Genomic DNA, 17,110 nt, shown 5'->3' with positions numbered 1-17,110 from the left:
CTCGCCTAGAAGGAGAATGTGCTCCGAGGCGCCACGGGGGAGCGGAGCGCTTCGCTGAGAAGCGAAGTCGCTCCCTGGCGAACCTCGTCGACCAGTCCGGCTCCCGCAAGGGCGGCGATCGTGGTGCCGCCCAAGTACGCGGCGGAGAGATCCTGGATTGACATCCGGAGGTCGACGGCGGAGCCGGGCTCCGCGTGAGTGACGGTCGCCCGACCGTCGCGCGTTTCGATGCGCCACGGGTGTGAGTTCTCAGCAATCGTCGCGTCCGCGACGTCGACCGTCAGGTCAAGGTCGGCCGCGTAGGTCCGTGCCGTGAGCGCCGCAGGAACATCAAGAATCCGCACCCACACGTGGTCCTTGAGCCTGACGTCCAGTCCACGCAGGTCGCGAGCCAACAAGATCGCGGGATCGTCGAGCGGGAGGCCCGTCGCGGTGAACGACCGCATCAGATCGAGGTCAGCAAGAACCGACCACAGGCGCCGCGACGACGCGGGCGTGGCGGCCGCCCAGGCTTCGGTCACCCCGGTGCCGGCGGGGCCCGTGTCGTCCCAGGCGAGCCTGCGCTGGAAGAGTGCGAATGCGGCGGGGCCGTGTTCGTCTTCGACGATGGCGATCCGTTTGCGCTCCCGGCCGTCCCTCAAGGCCTCGGGGTCCGTGAACTGAGCTGCCAGGAGGGCGTCGCTCATCACGACCATGGCGCCGGGGCGCTGATCCCGAGCCGCGACGGCCCGCACCACCGAGGCGTGTCGCGTGAGGTCGGCGTCCTCGAACCGGACGATCAGGTCCTCGGACCCGGCAACCTCACGGAAGGTCAGGTCTCGGGACATCGTGATCTTGTACGCGGGGCACGCGAGTCCGTAGCCGAAGCGCTGGTAGATCGTGGTCTCGGCGGCCACGAGCGTGCTGACGATTTCGCCTCGGGCCCGAGAGCGCGCGAAGTGGTCGTCGATCATCGACCGCAGCAGGCCGCGCCGTCGATGTGCGGGGTGCACGGCTACCCAGGTCAGGCCAGAAGCCGCGATCGTACCGCCGGGAGTCCGAAGCGTATAGGGGAACGAGGAGTGAACGGCGGCCACGTCGCCCGCCTCGCCCCCCAGACCGTCACCGACCTCAAGCCCTCGACATCGGTCCCAGTCCAGGGTGGGTTCGATCTCCCGCGCTACGTCACCCGGATGCGTCATGGCGAATGCCCACTGGTCGACGGACAACATCTCGGCGCGCCGCTCGAAAGGCAGGTCTACGCGGCGATAGCCAGCGGGGATTGTCATGGCTTGATCCTGCCACCGGTCGCGTGCCGACGCCATGCTGAGTGACCGCATTCGGTTGACCTGGTGCGCCTAGGACGCCTGCAGTGCCTCGATGCGGTTGGCGAGTCGGGCGTACTCGACCTTGATGCAGCGGTTCTGCACCACCCCAAGGCCCGCAGCTCGGGCACTGGCGGCTGCCGTGTCGTTGACAATGCCCAGCTGCAACCACAGCACGCTGGCGTCGGCCTCGATCGCGGCATCGGCCAGGGGCGGGACGTCTTCGCTGCGACGGAACACCACCACGATGTCCGGGGCGACGGGCAGGTCTGACAGTGTCGGGTAGAAGCCGTGTCCCTCGATGTCGGCGTCGCCGCCGTTCGGGTTCACCAGGTACAGCTGGTAGCTCGTGTTGTTCATCAGCCACGTGGCAATGGCGTGAGAGGTGCGAAGCGGGTTGGGGGACGCCCCGACCACCGCCACGGAACGCGATTGGGCCAAAATCTTGGCCAGGACCGCGTCGTCAGGCGCCTGTTCTGCGCTCGGCAGGGGGCAGGCGTCGCCTGGGCCGCGCATCTGCTCGTCAGTGCTCATACAGTCGGTCAACTCCGTTCAATGCCCCGCCATTCCACGGGGCGAGGTGGCGGCGCACGGTCTGCGAGGACGGGAACCCCCATCCCACAGTACGGGAGCCCGTCAGATGTAGTACATGGCAGGCTCGCGCTGTTCATTCTCCTCGATGCGGACATGGGCGTCGCCGCCGTCGACGCTCGATGCCGCCGTGTGAGCCTCCACGTAGTTGGGGTGCTCGCGAATCACCGCGGGGATGCCCACTGCGGTCGCGCCATTCGGAACGTCCTTGACCACCACGGCGTTTGAGCCAATCCTCGCGTCGCACCCGATGTAGACGGGTCCGAGGATCTTCGCGCCGGCACCCAGGACCACGCGGTCGCCCACGGTGGGGTGACGCTTGCCGTGGCTCATGGTGGTTCCGCCGAGCGTCACGCCGTGGAACAGCAACACGTCATTTCCCACGACAGCGGTCTCACCGATCACGAGTCCCATGCCGTGGTCGATGAACACCCGACGCCCGATCTGCGCGCCAGGGTGAATCTCGATTCCCGTGCGACGGCGCGCGAATTGGGAGAGCAGGCGAGCCCAGGATTGGTGTCCCTTGCGCCACCAGCGGTTCGCCAGCCGGTGGTACCACAGGGCGTGAACTCCCTGGTAACTGAGCGCAACAACCAGGGGTCCGGGGCACGCGGGGTCGCGACGGTTAGCCGTCGTGATGTCTTCGCGGGCCAGGGCCCAAGCGGTCATGCGATCAGTCATGCGGTTCCTCCGAGTGGCGTAACGCGGCGGGGGCGAACTTTAGTCCATCAAGTCGGCATAGAGAATCGTGCTGAGGTATCGCTCGCCGAATGACGGGACGATCACCACGATGGTCTTGCCCGCATTCTCGGGCCGCTTCGCCACCTCGAGGGCAGCGTGGATCGCCGCTCCGGACGAAATGCCGACGAGCAGCCCCTCCTGGCGGGCGGTCGCGCGAGCCGTGGCGACGGAGGTCTCCGAGTCGACGTCGATGATCTCGTCGTAGATCTCTGTGTTGAGCACCTCGGGCACAAAGTTGGCGCCGATGCCTTGGATCTTGTGGGGTCCGGGCTTGCCGCCGTTGAGGATGGGGCTCTCGGCTGGCTCGACGCCGATGATCTGCACGCCGGGTTTCTTGGCCTTGAGGACCTCGCCCACGCCGGTAATGGTGCCGCCGGTACCGATGCCCGCGACCACAATGTCGACCTCGCCGTCGGTGTCGTCCCAGATCTCTACGGCCGTGGTCTTGCGGTGGATCTCGGGGTTGGCCGCGTTCGCGAACTGGCGAGCCAGGACCGATCCGGGGCGCTGAGCCGCAATCTCGGTGGCGGCGTCAACGGCACCCTGCATGCCTCCGGGGCCGGGCGTCAGGATCAGTTCGGCGCCAAAGGCACGCAGCAAGGCCCGACGCTCCTTCGACATCGTCTCTGGCATCGCCAGCACCACGTTGTAGCCGCGGGCAGCGCCCACCATGGCGAGCGCGATGCCGGTGTTGCCAGACGTGGCCTCGACGATGGTGCCGCCCGGCTTCAATTCGCCGGACGCCTCGGCGGCGTCGACGATCGCGACACCCAGGCGGTCCTTGACCGAGTTGGCGGGGTTGTAGAACTCGAGCTTGGCGAGCACGGTGGCGCTCGAACCCTCGTTGAGGGCGTTAATGCGGACGAGGGGGGTATTGCCGATGAGCTTGGTCACGTCATCGTAAATGCGGGCCATGAGTAGTTCCTTTACGTGGGGTGGTGGGAGGGGTCTATGCGTGCAAACACGCGCGAAACAAGATTCGATACCGGGGCGAGCGCTGTCCGGTGCCCCCGCGCGGGCGTGGGGCCATGTCAGCGCTCTAGAGACAGCAGCATGCACAGCAGCGCATGACGCCCATGGGCATGACGGCGGGAGCGGTCGCAACGGCGACGGTGCTCTCACTGCGCATCAGGTCCTCCAAGGGTCGGTGACAGGCTAGCGCCGTCTGGGGCATCGGGCAAGCAGCAGCCGACGTGAGTTGATACGCGGTGGGTCTGGTGCCCGAACACGCTGCTGTCACACTGAACACGCGTCCGAGGTATCGGTCGCCTTGTTCCCGGCGTGCGCATCGCGCACCGCAGCAGGAGGTTCGTGTGGACTGGATCGACTTTGGAGCGGTCACCTGGTGGGCCGTGGCCGTCGCATTTGTCGTCACCTTCATCTTCGGATGGTTCTGGTACTCGCCGCGCGGCTTCTTTCCGCTGTGGAGGCGCCTCGACAAGATCTCAGAACAGGACATGCAAGACGCGAACATGGGCATCGCGTTCGGCGGAACGGCGGCCGGCAACCTGCTGGGAGTGGTCCTTGTCGCAGTCCTCATTCCCGCTCTCGGCATCGAGGGATGGCTTGGGGGCCTCGCGTGTGGCGCGCTCCTGGGCCTGGTACTGCGTGGAGGAGCACACGCGATTCACAATGGCTTCGCGGGACGACACCCTGGCGTGACGCTGATCGACACGGCCCACGACACCATCGGTCTGGCCCTGGCCGGCGCCGTTCTGGGCGCGCTCGGCTAGGACGACACGCCGATGACGGGCATCGGCACCTGGCGGGTGCGCGCGTGGCGTGGGACGATTCGCGCACGATGACATCTGAACTGTCCATCTCCGTCGCCGAAGCGGCGTCGTATCTGCGTGACCGGTATGGGCTGGGTGTTGTCGAGGCGTCGGTGATCGGAAGCAACGAGGACATCAACGTGCTGGCGGCGCTCGCGGATGGTCGTCGTGTTCTGCTGAAGGTGTCCCACCCCGGGGTTTCGCGCGGGTCTCTCGAGGCCCAGAACGCGGCCTTGCGGTGGCTCGCCGCGAGCCCAGACGTTCGTCTTGAGGTGCCGCTTCCGTGTGAGTCGACCGCGGGGCACGATGTGGAACCCTGGACTGATGCGGCGCGACTTGCGCGCGTGCTGACGTTTGTCGAGGGTGAGATGCCCTCCCCGGCCGTGCGGTCCCCCGCGGGCCACTCGCGGCGCCTCGGGAGCGCCGCAGGCCGGGTCGCGTTGGCGCTGCGAGCCTTTGAGCATGAGGGCCTGCCCGAAGGTGGCCCGTGGGACCTTCGCAGTGCCAGGCGCGTCCTGGACGACGCCGCGCAGTGTGTCGGGGAGGACGGTGACACCACCGCCGACGCTCTCGCGGCGACGCTCGCCGCGGCCGAGGCGCGCATGGGTCCGGTGGTCGGCGAGTTGAGGGTGCAGCCGATCCACGGTGACCTCACCGCAGACAACGTGGTGTTCGACCCGGCGGGTGACGCGCGCGGCGTCATCGACTTTGGCGACGTAGGGCGAGGGTGGCTCGCCGCCGAGATCGCCGTGCTCGCATGTTCGCTGCTCCAGCATGACGGAGACCCCATAGCGGAGGCCCTCCACGCGGCGGCCGCCTTCGATCAGGAATGCAGGCTTGACGACGCCGACATCGTCGCGCTGTGGCCCCTGGTCGTGTCGCGAGCTGTCGTGCTGGTGGCGAGCGCGGCGCGGATGCTCGCAGAGGACCCCACGAACGAGTACGCCGTGGCTCGCGCACCCCTGGAACGCCGCATGCTCGCCCGGGCGCTGTCGCTGAGTTTCGACGAGGCGGAGATTCTGGCGCGCGCGGCGCTCGGACGCCTCGCCACACCTCCCGTGGCGGTGAGCCCCATGGTCGCGGGGCTCGACGGCGCCGACGAAGCTGACTTCTCGGTGACCTCGGTGCAGCACCAAGCGGACGGCTGGATGCAGGAGGGCCACCTCGAGGTCACCCTTCTGCGGTGGGGGAACTCCGCGGGCACGACCGTGACCCGCTACGCGGAGCATCGGCTCACGTCGCGTGCCATCGTCGAGACTCTGCCGCGATCGTTCGCCATCGGCATCGATGCGGTGGTGCGCGAGGGCGCCCTTGTCCGCGCGCCCGCCGACGGGATCGTCGTCTCCGGCGGCGGGGCCCGGTCAGCGAGCGGGGACGTCAGGGCGAGCATCGGCGTCGTGCTCGACGGCGGGGCGACCGCGTGGGCTCGCGGAATCGAACCGCTTCGTGCGGCAGGGGAGCGGGTGCGAGCCCGAGACGTGATCGCGCGTGTCACCGCAGGGCGTCCGTCGGATTCAGACGGGCACGCCGCCGCCGCGCCCCAAGCCGTTGTAGGCATCGGCTGGTGTCTCGCCGCGGAACTCGAGCCGCCTGGGCTTGTCGCACCGCGCGCGGAGTCGCTGTGGCGAGCCGCCTGCCCGGACCCGTCGGCACTCGTGGGACGGGAGGCCCGCCACGACCCCGAACAAGCCCCGGGGGATCTGATCGCTCGCCGTGCTGCGGTCTTCGCGGCGGTTCAGGAGCGCTATTACGACGCACCACCGCAGATCGAGCGCGGGTGGCGTCACCACCTCGTCGACACCGCGGGGCGCGCGTACCTCGACATGATCAACAACGTCGCGATTCTGGGTCACGCGGAGCCACGCCTCACCCACGCCGTCGCCCAGCAGATGGGGCTTCTCAACACGAACTCGCGCTTTCACTATGAGGCGGTCGTCGAGTTTTCGGAGGCGCTCGCGGCCCGCGCGCCGGACGGCCTCGACGCGGTCCTGCTGGTCAACAGCGGCAGCGAGGCGGTGGACTTGGCAATCAGAATTGCGCGCGCGGCCACTGGCAGAAGCGACATCCTCGCGCTCACCGAGGCGTATCACGGCTGGACCGTGGGCGCCGATGCGATCTCCACGTCGATCGGCGACAACCCCGGCGCGCTGGCGACCAGGCCCGAATGGGTCCACCTTCTCGACGCCCCGAATACGTATCGAGGCCGGCATCGTGGCGCCGACGCCCACCTGTACCTGACCGACGCTCTTGCCCGGCTGGACGCCCTGGATGCGGACGGTGTTTCTCTTGCGGCGATGGTGAGCGAGCCGATCTTCGGCAACGGCGGCGGAATTTTGCTTCCCGACGGCTACCTGCGCGGGCTGTGGACGGCGGTGCGCGAGCGGGGTGGCGTGTGTGTCTCCGATGAGGTCCAGGTGAGCTACGGGAGGCTGGGGGAGCACTTCTGGGGTTTCGAGCAGCAGGGAGTGGTCCCGGACGTGATCGCGGTGGCCAAGGCCATGGGCAACGGGTATCCGCTCGGGGCCGTCATCACGACGCGTCAGATCGCCGAGGCATTTGCGGCCGAGGGATCGTTCTTCTCGTCGGCAGGTGGCAGCCCTGTGAGCTGCGTGGTCGGCTCGACCGTGCTGCGGGTGCTCGACGACGACGACCTGCAGGAGAACGCCCGCGTGGTCGGCGCCGTCCTTGCTCACGGGCTTCGCGCCTTGGCGGCGCGATACCCGGCGGTGGGCGCGGTGCACGGGATGGGCCTCTACCTGGGCGTCGAGGTGGTCAACGGGGGACCGGATCAACCGGACCCCGAGGCGGCAGCCGCGATCTGCGTGGACCTTCTTGAGGAGGGCGTCATTGTGCAGCCCACGGGAGATCACAAGAACGTGCTGAAGATCAAGCCTCCGCTCACGATTGACGTCGAGGCAGTGCGGCGGTTCCTGGCGGCGCTGGACGGAGTGCTGGAGCGCAGACAGTCTCGCGCCGCGATGTGACGTGATGGGGGAAGGGAACGGCCTGGAGCGGGTGACGGGAATCGAACCCGCACCATCAGTTTGGAAGACTGAGGCTCTACCATTGAGCTACGCCCGCACGAGAGGCATGAACCTGCTCGGCGCGTACTAGAGTAGCCGAGCCCGGGGCATGTAGGTAGCGCCCGCGGGGCGAAACGGGGTGTAGCGCAGCTTGGTAGCGCATCTGCTTTGGGAGCAGAGGGTCGCAGGTTCAAATCCTGTCACCCCGACGAAGAGAGTGAGCGACGAAGACGGGCGGATGCCCCTCCTCGGTCGCGAGCGAACGAGGAGGGGTTGAGCGAGGCGCCGCGACCGCGGCCCCGAGCGATCACCCCGATGCAAACAGTGGAGCGCCATGCCGGGGTCGAATCTCAATGAGGGAAGCACCAACCCCGTCTCACCCCCCTGGCGCCGCGCAGTCATGGTGGTCGCGCTACTCAACCTCGCCTACTTTGTGGTCGAGTTCGCGGTGGCCCGCGTCATCGGCTCGGTGTCGCTCGTGGCGGATAGCGTCGACTTCTTCGAAGACGGTGCTCTCAATCTGCTGATCTTCTTCGCGGCGGTGTGGTCGGTGCAGCGGCGAGCACGGGTGGGGCACGCACTCGCGGTCATCATCTTGGTTCCGGCGGTCGCCACCATCTGGATTGCCACCGTCAAGGTCGTCAATCCGTCGACTCCCAGCGTCGTGCCCCTGTCGGTCACTGCGTTCGGCGCCCTCATCGTGAACCTTGCGTGCGCCGCGATCTTGGTACGACACCGCCATGCCGGGGGGTCTCTTGCCAAGGCGGCGTGGCTGTCGGCTAGGAACGATGCGCTGGCGAACGTCGCGATCCTGATCACCGCAGCGGTGACACTCCTATGGGCGTCCGGATGGCCCGACATTGTGGTCGGGATTGGCATCGGCGCGGTCAACGCCGACGCCGGCGTCAAGGTGTGGCGCGCTGCCTCCAAAGAGCGTCTCGAAGCACGCATGGCGCGGCCGTAGACCACCGCCTGCCCCGGGCGCCGGATGGGCGACCACGTATCCTGGAGGCATGACCTCCTCAATATCTGCGTCCTTGCCCATGGTCGAGCCAGCTCATACCGATGAGATAGCCGCCGTCCACGCGCAGATCCTGACACCGTCTTTTCCCGCCGACGAACTGATGACTTTGGAGCGACTCCAGGGTGAGGTCGAACACGGCAACACCTCAGTGCGGGTGGTGAGGGATGACGCCGGTGACTTGGCCGGGTGCGCCATCGCCACCTGGTACGAGGAGGCCCGGGTTCTCTTGCTTGACTACCTTGCGTTGCGGCCCGGCGCCCGTGGCGGCGGGCTCGGCGGCGCGCTGCTGAACTCGAGCGTCGCCGCGTGGTCGCAGGAGTACGCCCCCTGCATCGTTCTGGCTGAAGTCGAGCACCCGGATCACCACGACGCCCACCCTCAGCACGGCGACCCGGAGGCGCGACTGCGCTTCTATGCCCGCGAGGGTGCGCGCTTGCTGCCGCTTCCCTACTTCACGCCGGGCGTGGGGGAGCACAAGGTGCGTGTGGGCGGCATGATTCTGGCGGTGTTGCACGCGCACCCAGACCTGCTGGGCGACAACGATGAGGAGATCGCATCGGAACCCATAGCCACCGTGCTTCACCTCCAGGCAGGGGACATCGAGGACCACGACGACGCGCGAACGGAACTGATCGCCGCGGCCGCCGAGAATCCCACGCTTCCGTTGCTGCGTGCGGACCGTGTGGGTGACGTCCCGATCGGCATCCCCGACGAAGACTGACGGCGAACCGACAGGCATAGCCACCGCACGATTGGGGTCGACGCGCCGCAACGAGTACGATCGTGGGGTTGCCCGAACGCAGGAATGACCCGCACACACCCGGGCCCCCATCGACACCCAGGAGAAGTCAGTGACCAGCGCCCTCGAGAAGATCGACTCCACCACCGTGAAGATCACGGTCACGTTGACGGAGGAGGATGTCGCTCCGGCCATGAAGCACGCCTATGAGCACATCGGTCGCGAGGTGACGATCCCCGGATTCCGCAAGGGCAAGGTGCCCGCCAAGATCCTTGAGCAGCGCGTCGGCAAGGGTGCCGTCATTGAGCACGCGGTGAACGATGGCGTGCCCGGCTGGTACGCCGCGGCCATCGAGGAGCAGTCGGTGCGCCCTTACGGACAGCCCGAGATCGAGGTCACCAAACTTCCCGGCATCGTCGAAGGCGACGAGGGACTCGAATTCGTCGCGACCGTCGAGGTGCGCCCCGAGATCACGCTGCCCGCACCGGCTGACCTGGTCATCGAGGTCGCGCCCATCGAGGTCAGCGACGAGGACATCCAGGAGCGCATGACCGCGCTGCAGGAGCGCTTCGGCACTCTCGTCGCGGTCGACCGCCCGGCGGAATCCGGCGACTTCGTGACGCTCGACCTCAACGCCGAGATTGGCGGCGACTCCGTGGACGCCGTTCAGGGCACGTCCTACCAAGTGGGCTCCGGCACGATGATCGAGGGTCTCGACGACGCCGTCACCGGCCTGTCGGCTGGCGAGTCGACCACGTTTGTCGGCCCGTTGGCCGCAGGTGACTTCGCGGGCGAGCCCGCGTCGATCGCGGTGACCGTCACTGCAGTGAAGAGCCGCGAGCTTCCCGAAGTGAACGACGACTTTGCACAGCTGGCCTCCGAGTTCGACACGGTCGAGGAGCTGAAGGCGGACCTGAGCGAGCAGGCTGCGCGCATCAAGACCAACAACCAGGCCATGGAAGCACGCGAGCAGCTGCTCCAGGTCCTCACCGAGAAGGTGGGCGAGTTCGACCTGCCCGGCAAGATCATCGAAGCCGAGGTGCACAGCCACCTGGAGAACGAAGACCGCCTCGAGGACGAGGAGCACCGCGTGGAGGTGGCCGAGCGCGCCAAGCAGGCCCTGCGCACGCAGATGCTGCTGGACCAGCTCGCCGAGGATCTCGCGATCGAGGTGCAGGAGAACGAACTGGTCGACTACTTGGTGAACGCCTCGCGGCAGTACGGCACGGACCCGAGCACGTTCATCCAGCAGGTGCAGCAGTCCGGTCAGATCCCTGCGATCGTTGCCGACGTGGCCCGCTCCAAGGCGACCGCCTATGCCCTACGCCGCGCGACCGTCCGGGACACCGTCGGTAACCCCGTCGACCTCAAGGCCATCGTCGGTGGCCTCGAGGACGAGGTGGAGTCGACTCCCGCGACTGGCGAAGCCGCCGAGTAGTCCACGACTCACATCGGCCCGGACGTGGGCCGCTAGCGTCGGCACTTTTGCTCTCGACGAACGTGCTCCTTCGCGTGTTCACCCCGTAGCGAAACGAGGGGCGAAACGGCGTCTCGGGGGTCGTCGCTCGCGTTAGTGTCGTGGCATCGTCCATGAGGAGGCACCACGTGAATGACATCATCGCGCGCACCGAAGGCGGCGGCATGGGGCTCAATGACTCCATCTTCAACCGGCTGCTTCGAGAGCGCATCATCTGGCTGGGCGACGAGGTCCGTGACGACAATTCAAACGTCATCTGCGCGCAGATGATGTTGCTCGCGGCCGAGGACCCAGACAAAGACATCTACCTGTACATCAACAGTCCCGGCGGCTCCATTACCGCGGGAATGGCGATCTACGACACGATGCAGTACATCAAGCCCGACGTTGCGACATTCGCGATGGGCATGGCCGCATCGATGGGTCAGTTCCTTCTGTCGTCGGGCGCGCCCGGCAAGCGCTTTGCTACACCGCACGCCCGCGTGATGATGCACCAGCCATCCGGTGGCATCGCGGGCACCGCTACCGACATTCGAATCAACGCCGAGTTGATCATGCACATGAAGCGGGTGCTGAGCGAGCTCACGGCCGCCCAGACGGGCAAGACGCTCGAGCAGATTACCAAGGACGCCGACCGGGACCGGTGGTTCACCGCCGAAGAGGCGCTGGAGTACGGCTTTGTGGACAAGGTCATCAAGCACGCCGAAGAAGCTGGCGACAAGACCCAGGGAGGCAAGGCGTGAGCGACAACTACATGGCCCTGCAGGCGGCCGCACGGACCGCCGGCAGCTTCAACCGATTCGGCGGGAGCGCGCCCGATGCTCCCGGCGCGCGGTACATCCTGCCGCAATTCGAGGAGCGCACGTCGTACGGCACCAAGGTGCGCGACCCGTACTCCAAGCTGTTCGAGGACCGCATCGTGTTCCTTGGCGTCCAGATCGACGACACGTCGGCCGACGACATCATGGCGCAGCTGCTCGTGCTGGAGTCGCAGGACCCCGAGCGCGACATCACCATCTACATCAACTCGCCCGGCGGATCGCAAACGGCGCTGACCGCCATCTACGACACGATGCAGTACATCAAGCCGCAGATTCAGACGGTCTGCCTTGGCCAGGCCGCCTCCGCGGCCGCGGTGCTGCTCGCGGCGGGCTCACCCGGGAAGCGACTCGCGCTGCCGAACGCTCGCGTCATGATCCACCAGCCTCGACTTGAGGGCGGATCGCGTGCGCAGGCCTCCGACATCGAGATCTACGCCGAGGAAATCCTGCGGATGCGCGACTGGCTTGAGGCCACTCTCGCTCATCACACGGGTCAGACGGCCGAGAAGGTGCGTGACGACATCGAACGCGACACGTTCCTGAGCGCTCAGCAGGCGAAGGACTACGGTTTGGTTGACCAGGTGCTGCTGTCCCGTAAGGGAGCGGCGGATTCGCCTCCAGCAACGCCAACCAAGTCTTAGCGGCGCGTCGGCGCGCGCCGCGAACGTCGCGCGGCTAGCCTGGATCGAAGCCCCCAGGGAAGGAGCGCCGCATGACCCGGCCCACGGACAGTGGTGACCTGCTCAAGTGCACCTTCTGCGGTAAGACGCAGAAGCAGGTGCGCAAGCTCATCGCGGGCGGCGCCGTGTACATTTGCGACGAGTGCGTGGGACTGTGCAACGAAATCCTGGACGAGGAGTTCGCGGAAGCGGCCGAGGCCGAACTCACTGAGCTGCCGAAGCCCCGCGAGATCTTCGACTTCCTGGGCCAATACGTCGTGGGTCAGGAACCCGCGAAGCGCGCGCTGTCGGTGGCGGTCTACAACCACTACAAGCGGGTGCGTGCGCGCGACTCGAAGGGCGACGACGGCGTCGAGATCGCCAAGTCGAACGTGCTCTTCATCGGCCCCACGGGCACGGGCAAGACGTACCTGGCGCAGACGCTCGCCAAGATGCTCAACGTACCCTTCGCTATCGCCGATGCCACCGCGCTCACCGAGGCCGGCTACGTGGGCGAGGACGTCGAAAACATTCTGTTGAAGCTTCTCCAGGCCGCCGACTATGACGTCGAAAGGGCGCAGCGCGGAATCATCTACATCGACGAGATCGACAAGGTGTCGCGCAAGTCGGAGAATCCGTCGATCACGCGCGACGTGTCCGGTGAGGGAGTCCAGCAGGCGTTGCTGAAAATCCTTGAGGGCTCCACCGCCTCGGTGCCGCCACAGGGCGGGCGCAAACACCCTCACCAAGAGTTCATTCAGATTGACACCACCAACGTGCTGTTCATCCTCGGAGGAGCCTTCGCCGGGCTAGAGGAGATCATCTCGGCGCGCGTGGGGCGCAAGGGCATCGGGTTTGGCTCGCAACTCAAGGAAGCCGACAATACCGACCTGTTCGCGCAGGCGACGCCCGCCGACCTGCATAAGTTTGGTCTGATCCCCGAGTTTGTGGGCCGCATGCCGGTGATCGCGACAGTGTCGCCACTCGACGTGGAATCGATGGTGTCGATCCTGACGGAGCCGCGCAACGCGCTGGTCAAGCAGTATCAGCGGATGTTTGAGATCGACGGCATCGAACTCGAGTTCGACGAAGACGCCGTCCGCGCGATCGCTGAGCAGGCGCTCTCGCGTGGCGCCGGTGCGCGCGGCTTGCGCGCCATCCTCGAAGAGGTGCTTCAGGACACGATGTTCGAAGTTCCCGGCCAGGCGGATGTGGGCCAGGTGCGCATCAGCCGCGCTACCGTGATGGAGCGGGTTGCCCCGTCGATCCTGTCGAAGGCACATATGGTTAAGCGTGATCGTGGGGAAGACGAGGCTACTGATGAGGCCTCAGATGGCGGTCGCCCCGCAGCGCAACCCGTCGCCAAGACCGCCTAGCGCGACGCTCGTCAGTTACGACTCTTTCGAGTTCCACATTCTCGGTACGCACCACGGTGGCGTCCAGGAGCGCGGTGGACGACCCGTCCTCTGGACCGAAGCCATCCACGCTCGGATCGATTGCCGTCACGGCGTCGACAACCTGCATCGACTTCACCCGGCCCGCGGCCATCACGTCCGCTTTGGCGGCGTTCACGTGCTCCATCTGTCCTTCGGGCACCAGCAAGTCTACGGAGACGATGGCGGTGCGCTGAGACACCTTGGCGTCCGACTTGATCTTGCGCAGGACTCCCAGGGCCGCGCCTGCGGCGGAGATGATGGCGGGATCGACACGGCCAGCAAGTGCGCGCGGGTGTGATCATTCAGCCGTGTCACGTCAAGCTCGCCATGCTCGATCAGTGTGGGCAACCAGATACTCATCGTCGCGGCAAGATACTTCCCCGAGGGTTGCCCGGCGAGCATCCATACGCTGATCAGTGACTTGAGCGTGTCATACCCACAGGTGCGCGGCCGGTGTGCCCGCTTCACCGCCCGCCGTGGCCCCCTGTGCTCACCAGCCGCACGAAACTGACGACGAGCGTTCGCACGCGACCACCCCGTCGTCGCCACCAACTCGTCCAACATCCGCCCCCGCGTCTTCCTGCACGCCGGAGCGTACTCGCGGGCGTACTTCCTGGTGATCTCACGCTTGGTCGCCATCGATAATGAACCCATCCCCACAGCACACCGCAGTGCTCGACACGTGGCCACAGTTTCGCGAGCAAGACCCAAATGAGGCACGCACCCCATTTCGCGAGCACATGACGTGAGTCTCGGGTCCGGGGATTGACAGTTGATTCCGTGTCGGTAATGTGTGGTCAAGGAAGCGCTACCCCTCTACGAGGCATCTGAATAACCACCACACAAGGTGTTGCGCTTCCGTCAAGAACCCAGGGAGGCGAGCGAAGATCTCAGCCTACATCAGTATCGCAGTGATCCTCGGGTTGGCGATGGCCGGTATCGGCATTCTCTACCTCGTGGCACGATTCACGGCCGTGGCGCGAGACCCGATCCAGGTCATGCCGTTCCTGTCTGGGTGGGAGCCCCGGGAACACGCTCTCTCTCGATATCACGTCCGCTGGTACCCACTCACCCTGTTGTTTCTGGCCTTCGATGTCGAGATGCTCTTCATGTATCCATGGGCGGTGGTCGTGGCCAACGAGGGCCCCTCAGCGATCATCGAGATGTTCGTCTTCCTCGGGCTGCTCATGGTGGGTGTCGTCTGGGCATGGCGGGAAGGTTCTCTGCGATGGGTGTGACCGCGCAGGTCGCGCGACTCGCTGCCACTGCTACGCACGTTCTCATTGTCGAGGTACCCGGTTGGGGCGAAACACGGATGCTGCTTGAGGCCGAACTCGACCGGCGCGGCTGGACTAGTGCTCTCTCTCCGGCGGATGCCGACCTGCTCGCAATATGCGGGATTCCTGGAGAGGAACTCGGGGCAGTCTGTGACCGAGTTTGGGATCAGCTTCCCGGGCCACGGACTCGGGTGAACCTCACCGCGTCGGCCCGGATACCCGCTTTGCTTGACGCTGCGGTGGCGGACCTCGTCGATGATGCCCGCCAGCGCCACGATGCCGCATCCAGGTCTCGATCCTCAGTACCCGAAGACTCTCCACCGGATGCCGTCGGCCACGACGAGCACGGTGCCCATGAGGCGGCCCCCGCCGATGCCGATCTTGAGGACTCCGGTGCTGACGAAGCGGGGATGGACCACGAGGGAATGGACCACGAGGGAATGGACCACGAGGGAATGGGCCACGGGGGGATGGACCACGAGGGAATGGGCCACGAGGGAATGGGCCACGAGGGAATGGAGATGCTGGTTCACGGCATCCCTCTTGCGGGTGGCGGTGACGACCGGGACGGACTTGAGATGGATGTGCTCACCGTTCCTCTTGGCCCGGTGTTATCGCATTGGCCCGCCGGGCTCGTTGTCGAGTGCGTGCTACAGGGCGATGTGATCGTCAGCGCAGATGTCCGGATTCTCGCCGCAGCATCGGCACCCACGGAACTCAAGACGCCCATGGCGGATGCTCCTCGGCGCAGGCTCATCCGGCTCTGCGACCAGGCAGTGCAGCTGCTGGCGCTTGCAGGGTGGGGCTCTGCTGCGCGGAGTGCTTGCCAGCTCCGCGACGCCGCCGCTGGCGGCGTCGTCATCGCCGATCAGGCAGGGGCACTCGATCGGCTGCGTCGACGCGTGGAGCGTTCGGTGGCGCTGCGCTGGTCCCTCAAAGGGTTGACTGTGGACGTGGCGAGCGGGGGCACTGATGCGCTCGCTATGTCTGGCAATGAGCCCAGCGGTGACATCCGCCTTCGTTTGATCGAATGGCTGCGAGAGGCGACCGACCTTGCAGACACGGGGCAATTCCGGGTGCAGCCGCTGACGGACGCTCAGGCAGCACAGGAGTCGCAGAATCGTCTCGCCGCCCTGCCGGAACTCCTCCGCGGGACGGATCTCGCCACGGCTCGGCTGCTCGTCGCCGGTCTCGGGCTCGACACCGCGGTCGTCGCTTCATACGAGGTTTCTCCGCGCCATGCCGGTCACGGCGACGAGCCCCACGGCCGTGCTAGCCATGGCGGCGAGGCTGACGGCGGAGTCGTTCATGGCTGACGTTATCGTGCAGGTCAGCCCCGCCTGGGCAGTTCTGGCTCCACCCGGCCTGCTGCTGTTCGCGCTTGCGGGAGCCGGGCTGAACAGTGCTCTCACGGCCCGATCCGCTGGTCGACCGTTTCTCTCTGGAGCGAGTGCGCCGCTCGCCCAGGTGGCTCGGCTGTTGCGACAGCGACGACAGGTGACCGTGGCTGCGGATGTGCTGCTCTGGCGGGTCGGCACGGGCGGCCTCGTGGTCGTCGCGCTTCTGAAGATCCTGGTCATCCCGCTCGGTTCATGGACCCTTGCGGACCTGGACGCCGGCGTCGTGTGGTTCAACACGATGGACGTGATGATCTGGGCGCTGTTCTGGCTTATCGGCTGGGGGGCCAACAGTGCACACGCGCTCGTGGGTGGCTACCGTTTCCTCTCGCTCGCGGTGGCCTATGAGCTGCCGCTCATGTTCGCGCTCACCGCGCCAGCAGTTGCCGCGCGCAGTCTGAGAGTTGGCGACGTCGTCGCGGCCCAACAGGACCTGTGGTTCGTGATCTGGATGCCCATCGCCTTTATCGTCTTTTGCGGCAGCGTCATCGGGTTCTCGAGTTGGGGGCCGTTCTCCGCCGCAGTGGGGCGAGACATCGCTGGCGGTCTTCTCACCGACGTTTCCGGCATCGATCGGCTGCTCATCCTCACCGGGCGCTACGCGGTGCTCACCGCTGGCGCCGCGTTCGCCGTTCCGCTCTTCCTCGGCGGCGGAGCGGGTCCGCTGCTGCCCGCCTGGCTCTGGACGATCGTCAAGACTGCGCTTGTGCTCGCTGCCCTCATCGCGATCCGTCACCGCTTGCCGACGATCCGCCCTGACCGGTTTGCCGAGGTCGCCTGGATCGTTGTATTGCCGGTAACTCTCCTGCAGGTGCTCATCGTCGCGATGATGGCAAAGGGGAGTTGACG

General features: G+C 66.4%; 16 protein-coding genes and 2 tRNA genes. 12 read left to right on the top strand and 6 right to left on the bottom strand.

What is annotated here, in order from left to right; genetic code table 11:
* Positions 1-5 precede the first annotated feature (5 nt).
* The 4 genes from QZZ29_RS01840 to cysK form a co-directional block, all read right to left on the bottom strand.
* Positions 6-1,268, bottom strand: coding sequence for a GNAT family N-acetyltransferase (locus tag QZZ29_RS01840; RefSeq protein ID WP_291380953.1), 1,263 nt, complete (start codon positions 1,266-1,268; stop codon positions 6-8).
* A 69-nt stretch (positions 1,269-1,337) separates the two neighbouring features.
* A complete protein-coding gene (locus tag QZZ29_RS01835; protein ID WP_291380952.1) occupies positions 1,338-1,838 on the bottom strand; it encodes a CoA-binding protein in 501 nt (166 codons plus the stop codon).
* Between the two features lie 102 nt (positions 1,839-1,940).
* Positions 1,941-2,576 (bottom strand): serine O-acetyltransferase, encoded by a 636-nt coding sequence (gene cysE / locus QZZ29_RS01830; protein ID WP_291380951.1) that lies wholly within the window; start codon positions 2,574-2,576, stop codon positions 1,941-1,943.
* Positions 2,577-2,615: 39 nt separating this feature from the next.
* A complete protein-coding gene (gene cysK / locus QZZ29_RS01825) occupies positions 2,616-3,551 on the bottom strand; it encodes a cysteine synthase A (protein WP_291380950.1) in 936 nt (311 codons plus the stop codon).
* Between the two features lie 398 nt (positions 3,552-3,949).
* On the opposite strand from cysK, the gene QZZ29_RS01820 reads away from it, so the two are divergent.
* The gene (locus QZZ29_RS01820; RefSeq protein ID WP_291380949.1) at positions 3,950-4,369 is read left to right on the top strand and encodes a DUF1761 domain-containing protein; all 420 of its coding nucleotides are present in this window, start codon (positions 3,950-3,952) and stop codon (positions 4,367-4,369) included.
* A gap of 68 nt (positions 4,370-4,437) precedes the next feature.
* Complete coding sequence (locus QZZ29_RS01815; protein ID WP_291380948.1) at positions 4,438-7,392, top strand: aminotransferase; 2,955 nt, start codon at positions 4,438-4,440, stop codon at positions 7,390-7,392.
* A gap of 23 nt (positions 7,393-7,415) precedes the next feature.
* On the opposite strand, the gene QZZ29_RS01810 is transcribed toward QZZ29_RS01815, so the two are convergent.
* A tRNA-Gly gene (locus QZZ29_RS01810) sits at positions 7,416-7,489 on the bottom strand.
* Between the two features lie 77 nt (positions 7,490-7,566).
* On the opposite strand from QZZ29_RS01810, the gene QZZ29_RS01805 reads away from it, so the two are divergent.
* The 7 genes from QZZ29_RS01805 to clpX all read left to right on the top strand — a co-directional run bounded on the left by QZZ29_RS01805 (position 7,567) and on the right by clpX (position 13,527).
* Positions 7,567-7,640 (top strand) — tRNA-Pro (locus QZZ29_RS01805).
* 125 nt (positions 7,641-7,765) lie between these two features.
* Positions 7,766-8,395, top strand: a complete 630-nt coding sequence (locus QZZ29_RS01800) for a cation transporter (protein WP_291380946.1) — start codon at positions 7,766-7,768, stop codon at positions 8,393-8,395.
* Positions 8,396-8,444: 49 nt separating this feature from the next.
* On the top strand, positions 8,445-9,176 hold the full coding sequence (locus QZZ29_RS01795; protein WP_291380944.1) for a GNAT family N-acetyltransferase: 732 nt from the start codon (positions 8,445-8,447) through the stop codon (positions 9,174-9,176).
* A gap of 130 nt (positions 9,177-9,306) precedes the next feature.
* Positions 9,307-10,632: a trigger factor gene (gene tig / locus QZZ29_RS01790; protein WP_291380943.1), complete on the top strand. Its 1,326-nt coding sequence runs from the start codon at positions 9,307-9,309 to the stop codon at positions 10,630-10,632.
* A 152-nt stretch (positions 10,633-10,784) separates the two neighbouring features.
* Positions 10,785-11,414, top strand: a complete 630-nt coding sequence (locus QZZ29_RS01785; RefSeq protein WP_291380941.1) for an ATP-dependent Clp protease proteolytic subunit — start codon at positions 10,785-10,787, stop codon at positions 11,412-11,414.
* A gap of 11 nt (positions 11,415-11,425) precedes the next feature.
* Complete coding sequence (locus QZZ29_RS01780) at positions 11,426-12,133, top strand: ATP-dependent Clp protease proteolytic subunit (RefSeq protein ID WP_291380976.1); 708 nt, start codon at positions 11,426-11,428, stop codon at positions 12,131-12,133.
* A 71-nt stretch (positions 12,134-12,204) separates the two neighbouring features.
* Positions 12,205-13,527, top strand: a complete 1,323-nt coding sequence (clpX, locus tag QZZ29_RS01775) for an ATP-dependent Clp protease ATP-binding subunit ClpX (RefSeq protein ID WP_291380940.1) — start codon at positions 12,205-12,207, stop codon at positions 13,525-13,527.
* Here clpX and QZZ29_RS01770 read toward each other — a convergent pair.
* Positions 13,466-13,786: a hypothetical protein gene (locus tag QZZ29_RS01770; RefSeq protein WP_291380939.1), complete on the bottom strand. Its 321-nt coding sequence runs from the start codon at positions 13,784-13,786 to the stop codon at positions 13,466-13,468. The genes clpX and QZZ29_RS01770 overlap by 62 nt on opposite strands.
* A gap of 712 nt (positions 13,787-14,498) precedes the next feature.
* On the opposite strand from QZZ29_RS01770, the gene QZZ29_RS01765 reads away from it, so the two are divergent.
* From QZZ29_RS01765 to QZZ29_RS01755, 3 genes are read left to right on the top strand one after another with little or no spacing between them, the layout of a single operon-like run.
* Positions 14,499-14,825 carry an NADH-quinone oxidoreductase subunit A gene (locus tag QZZ29_RS01765; protein WP_291380937.1) on the top strand — a complete coding sequence of 109 codons (327 nt, stop codon included), beginning with the start codon at positions 14,499-14,501 and terminating at the stop codon, positions 14,823-14,825.
* Positions 14,822-16,180 (top strand): hypothetical protein, encoded by a 1,359-nt coding sequence (locus QZZ29_RS01760; protein WP_291380935.1) that lies wholly within the window; start codon positions 14,822-14,824, stop codon positions 16,178-16,180. The genes QZZ29_RS01765 and QZZ29_RS01760 overlap by 4 nt, the downstream gene beginning before the upstream one ends.
* Positions 16,173-17,108, top strand: coding sequence for a complex I subunit 1 family protein (locus QZZ29_RS01755; protein WP_291380934.1), 936 nt, complete (start codon positions 16,173-16,175; stop codon positions 17,106-17,108). Before QZZ29_RS01760 ends, QZZ29_RS01755 begins: the two co-directional genes overlap by 8 nt.
* Positions 17,109-17,110 lie beyond the last annotated feature (2 nt).

Origin of the sequence: Demequina sp., assembly GCF_016278765.1 — a bacterium.
Classification (GTDB): Bacteria; Actinomycetota; Actinomycetes; order Actinomycetales; family Demequinaceae; genus Demequina.
Note: the sequence above shows the minus strand (reverse complement) of the source record. Positions and strands in the feature narration are given on the sequence as shown.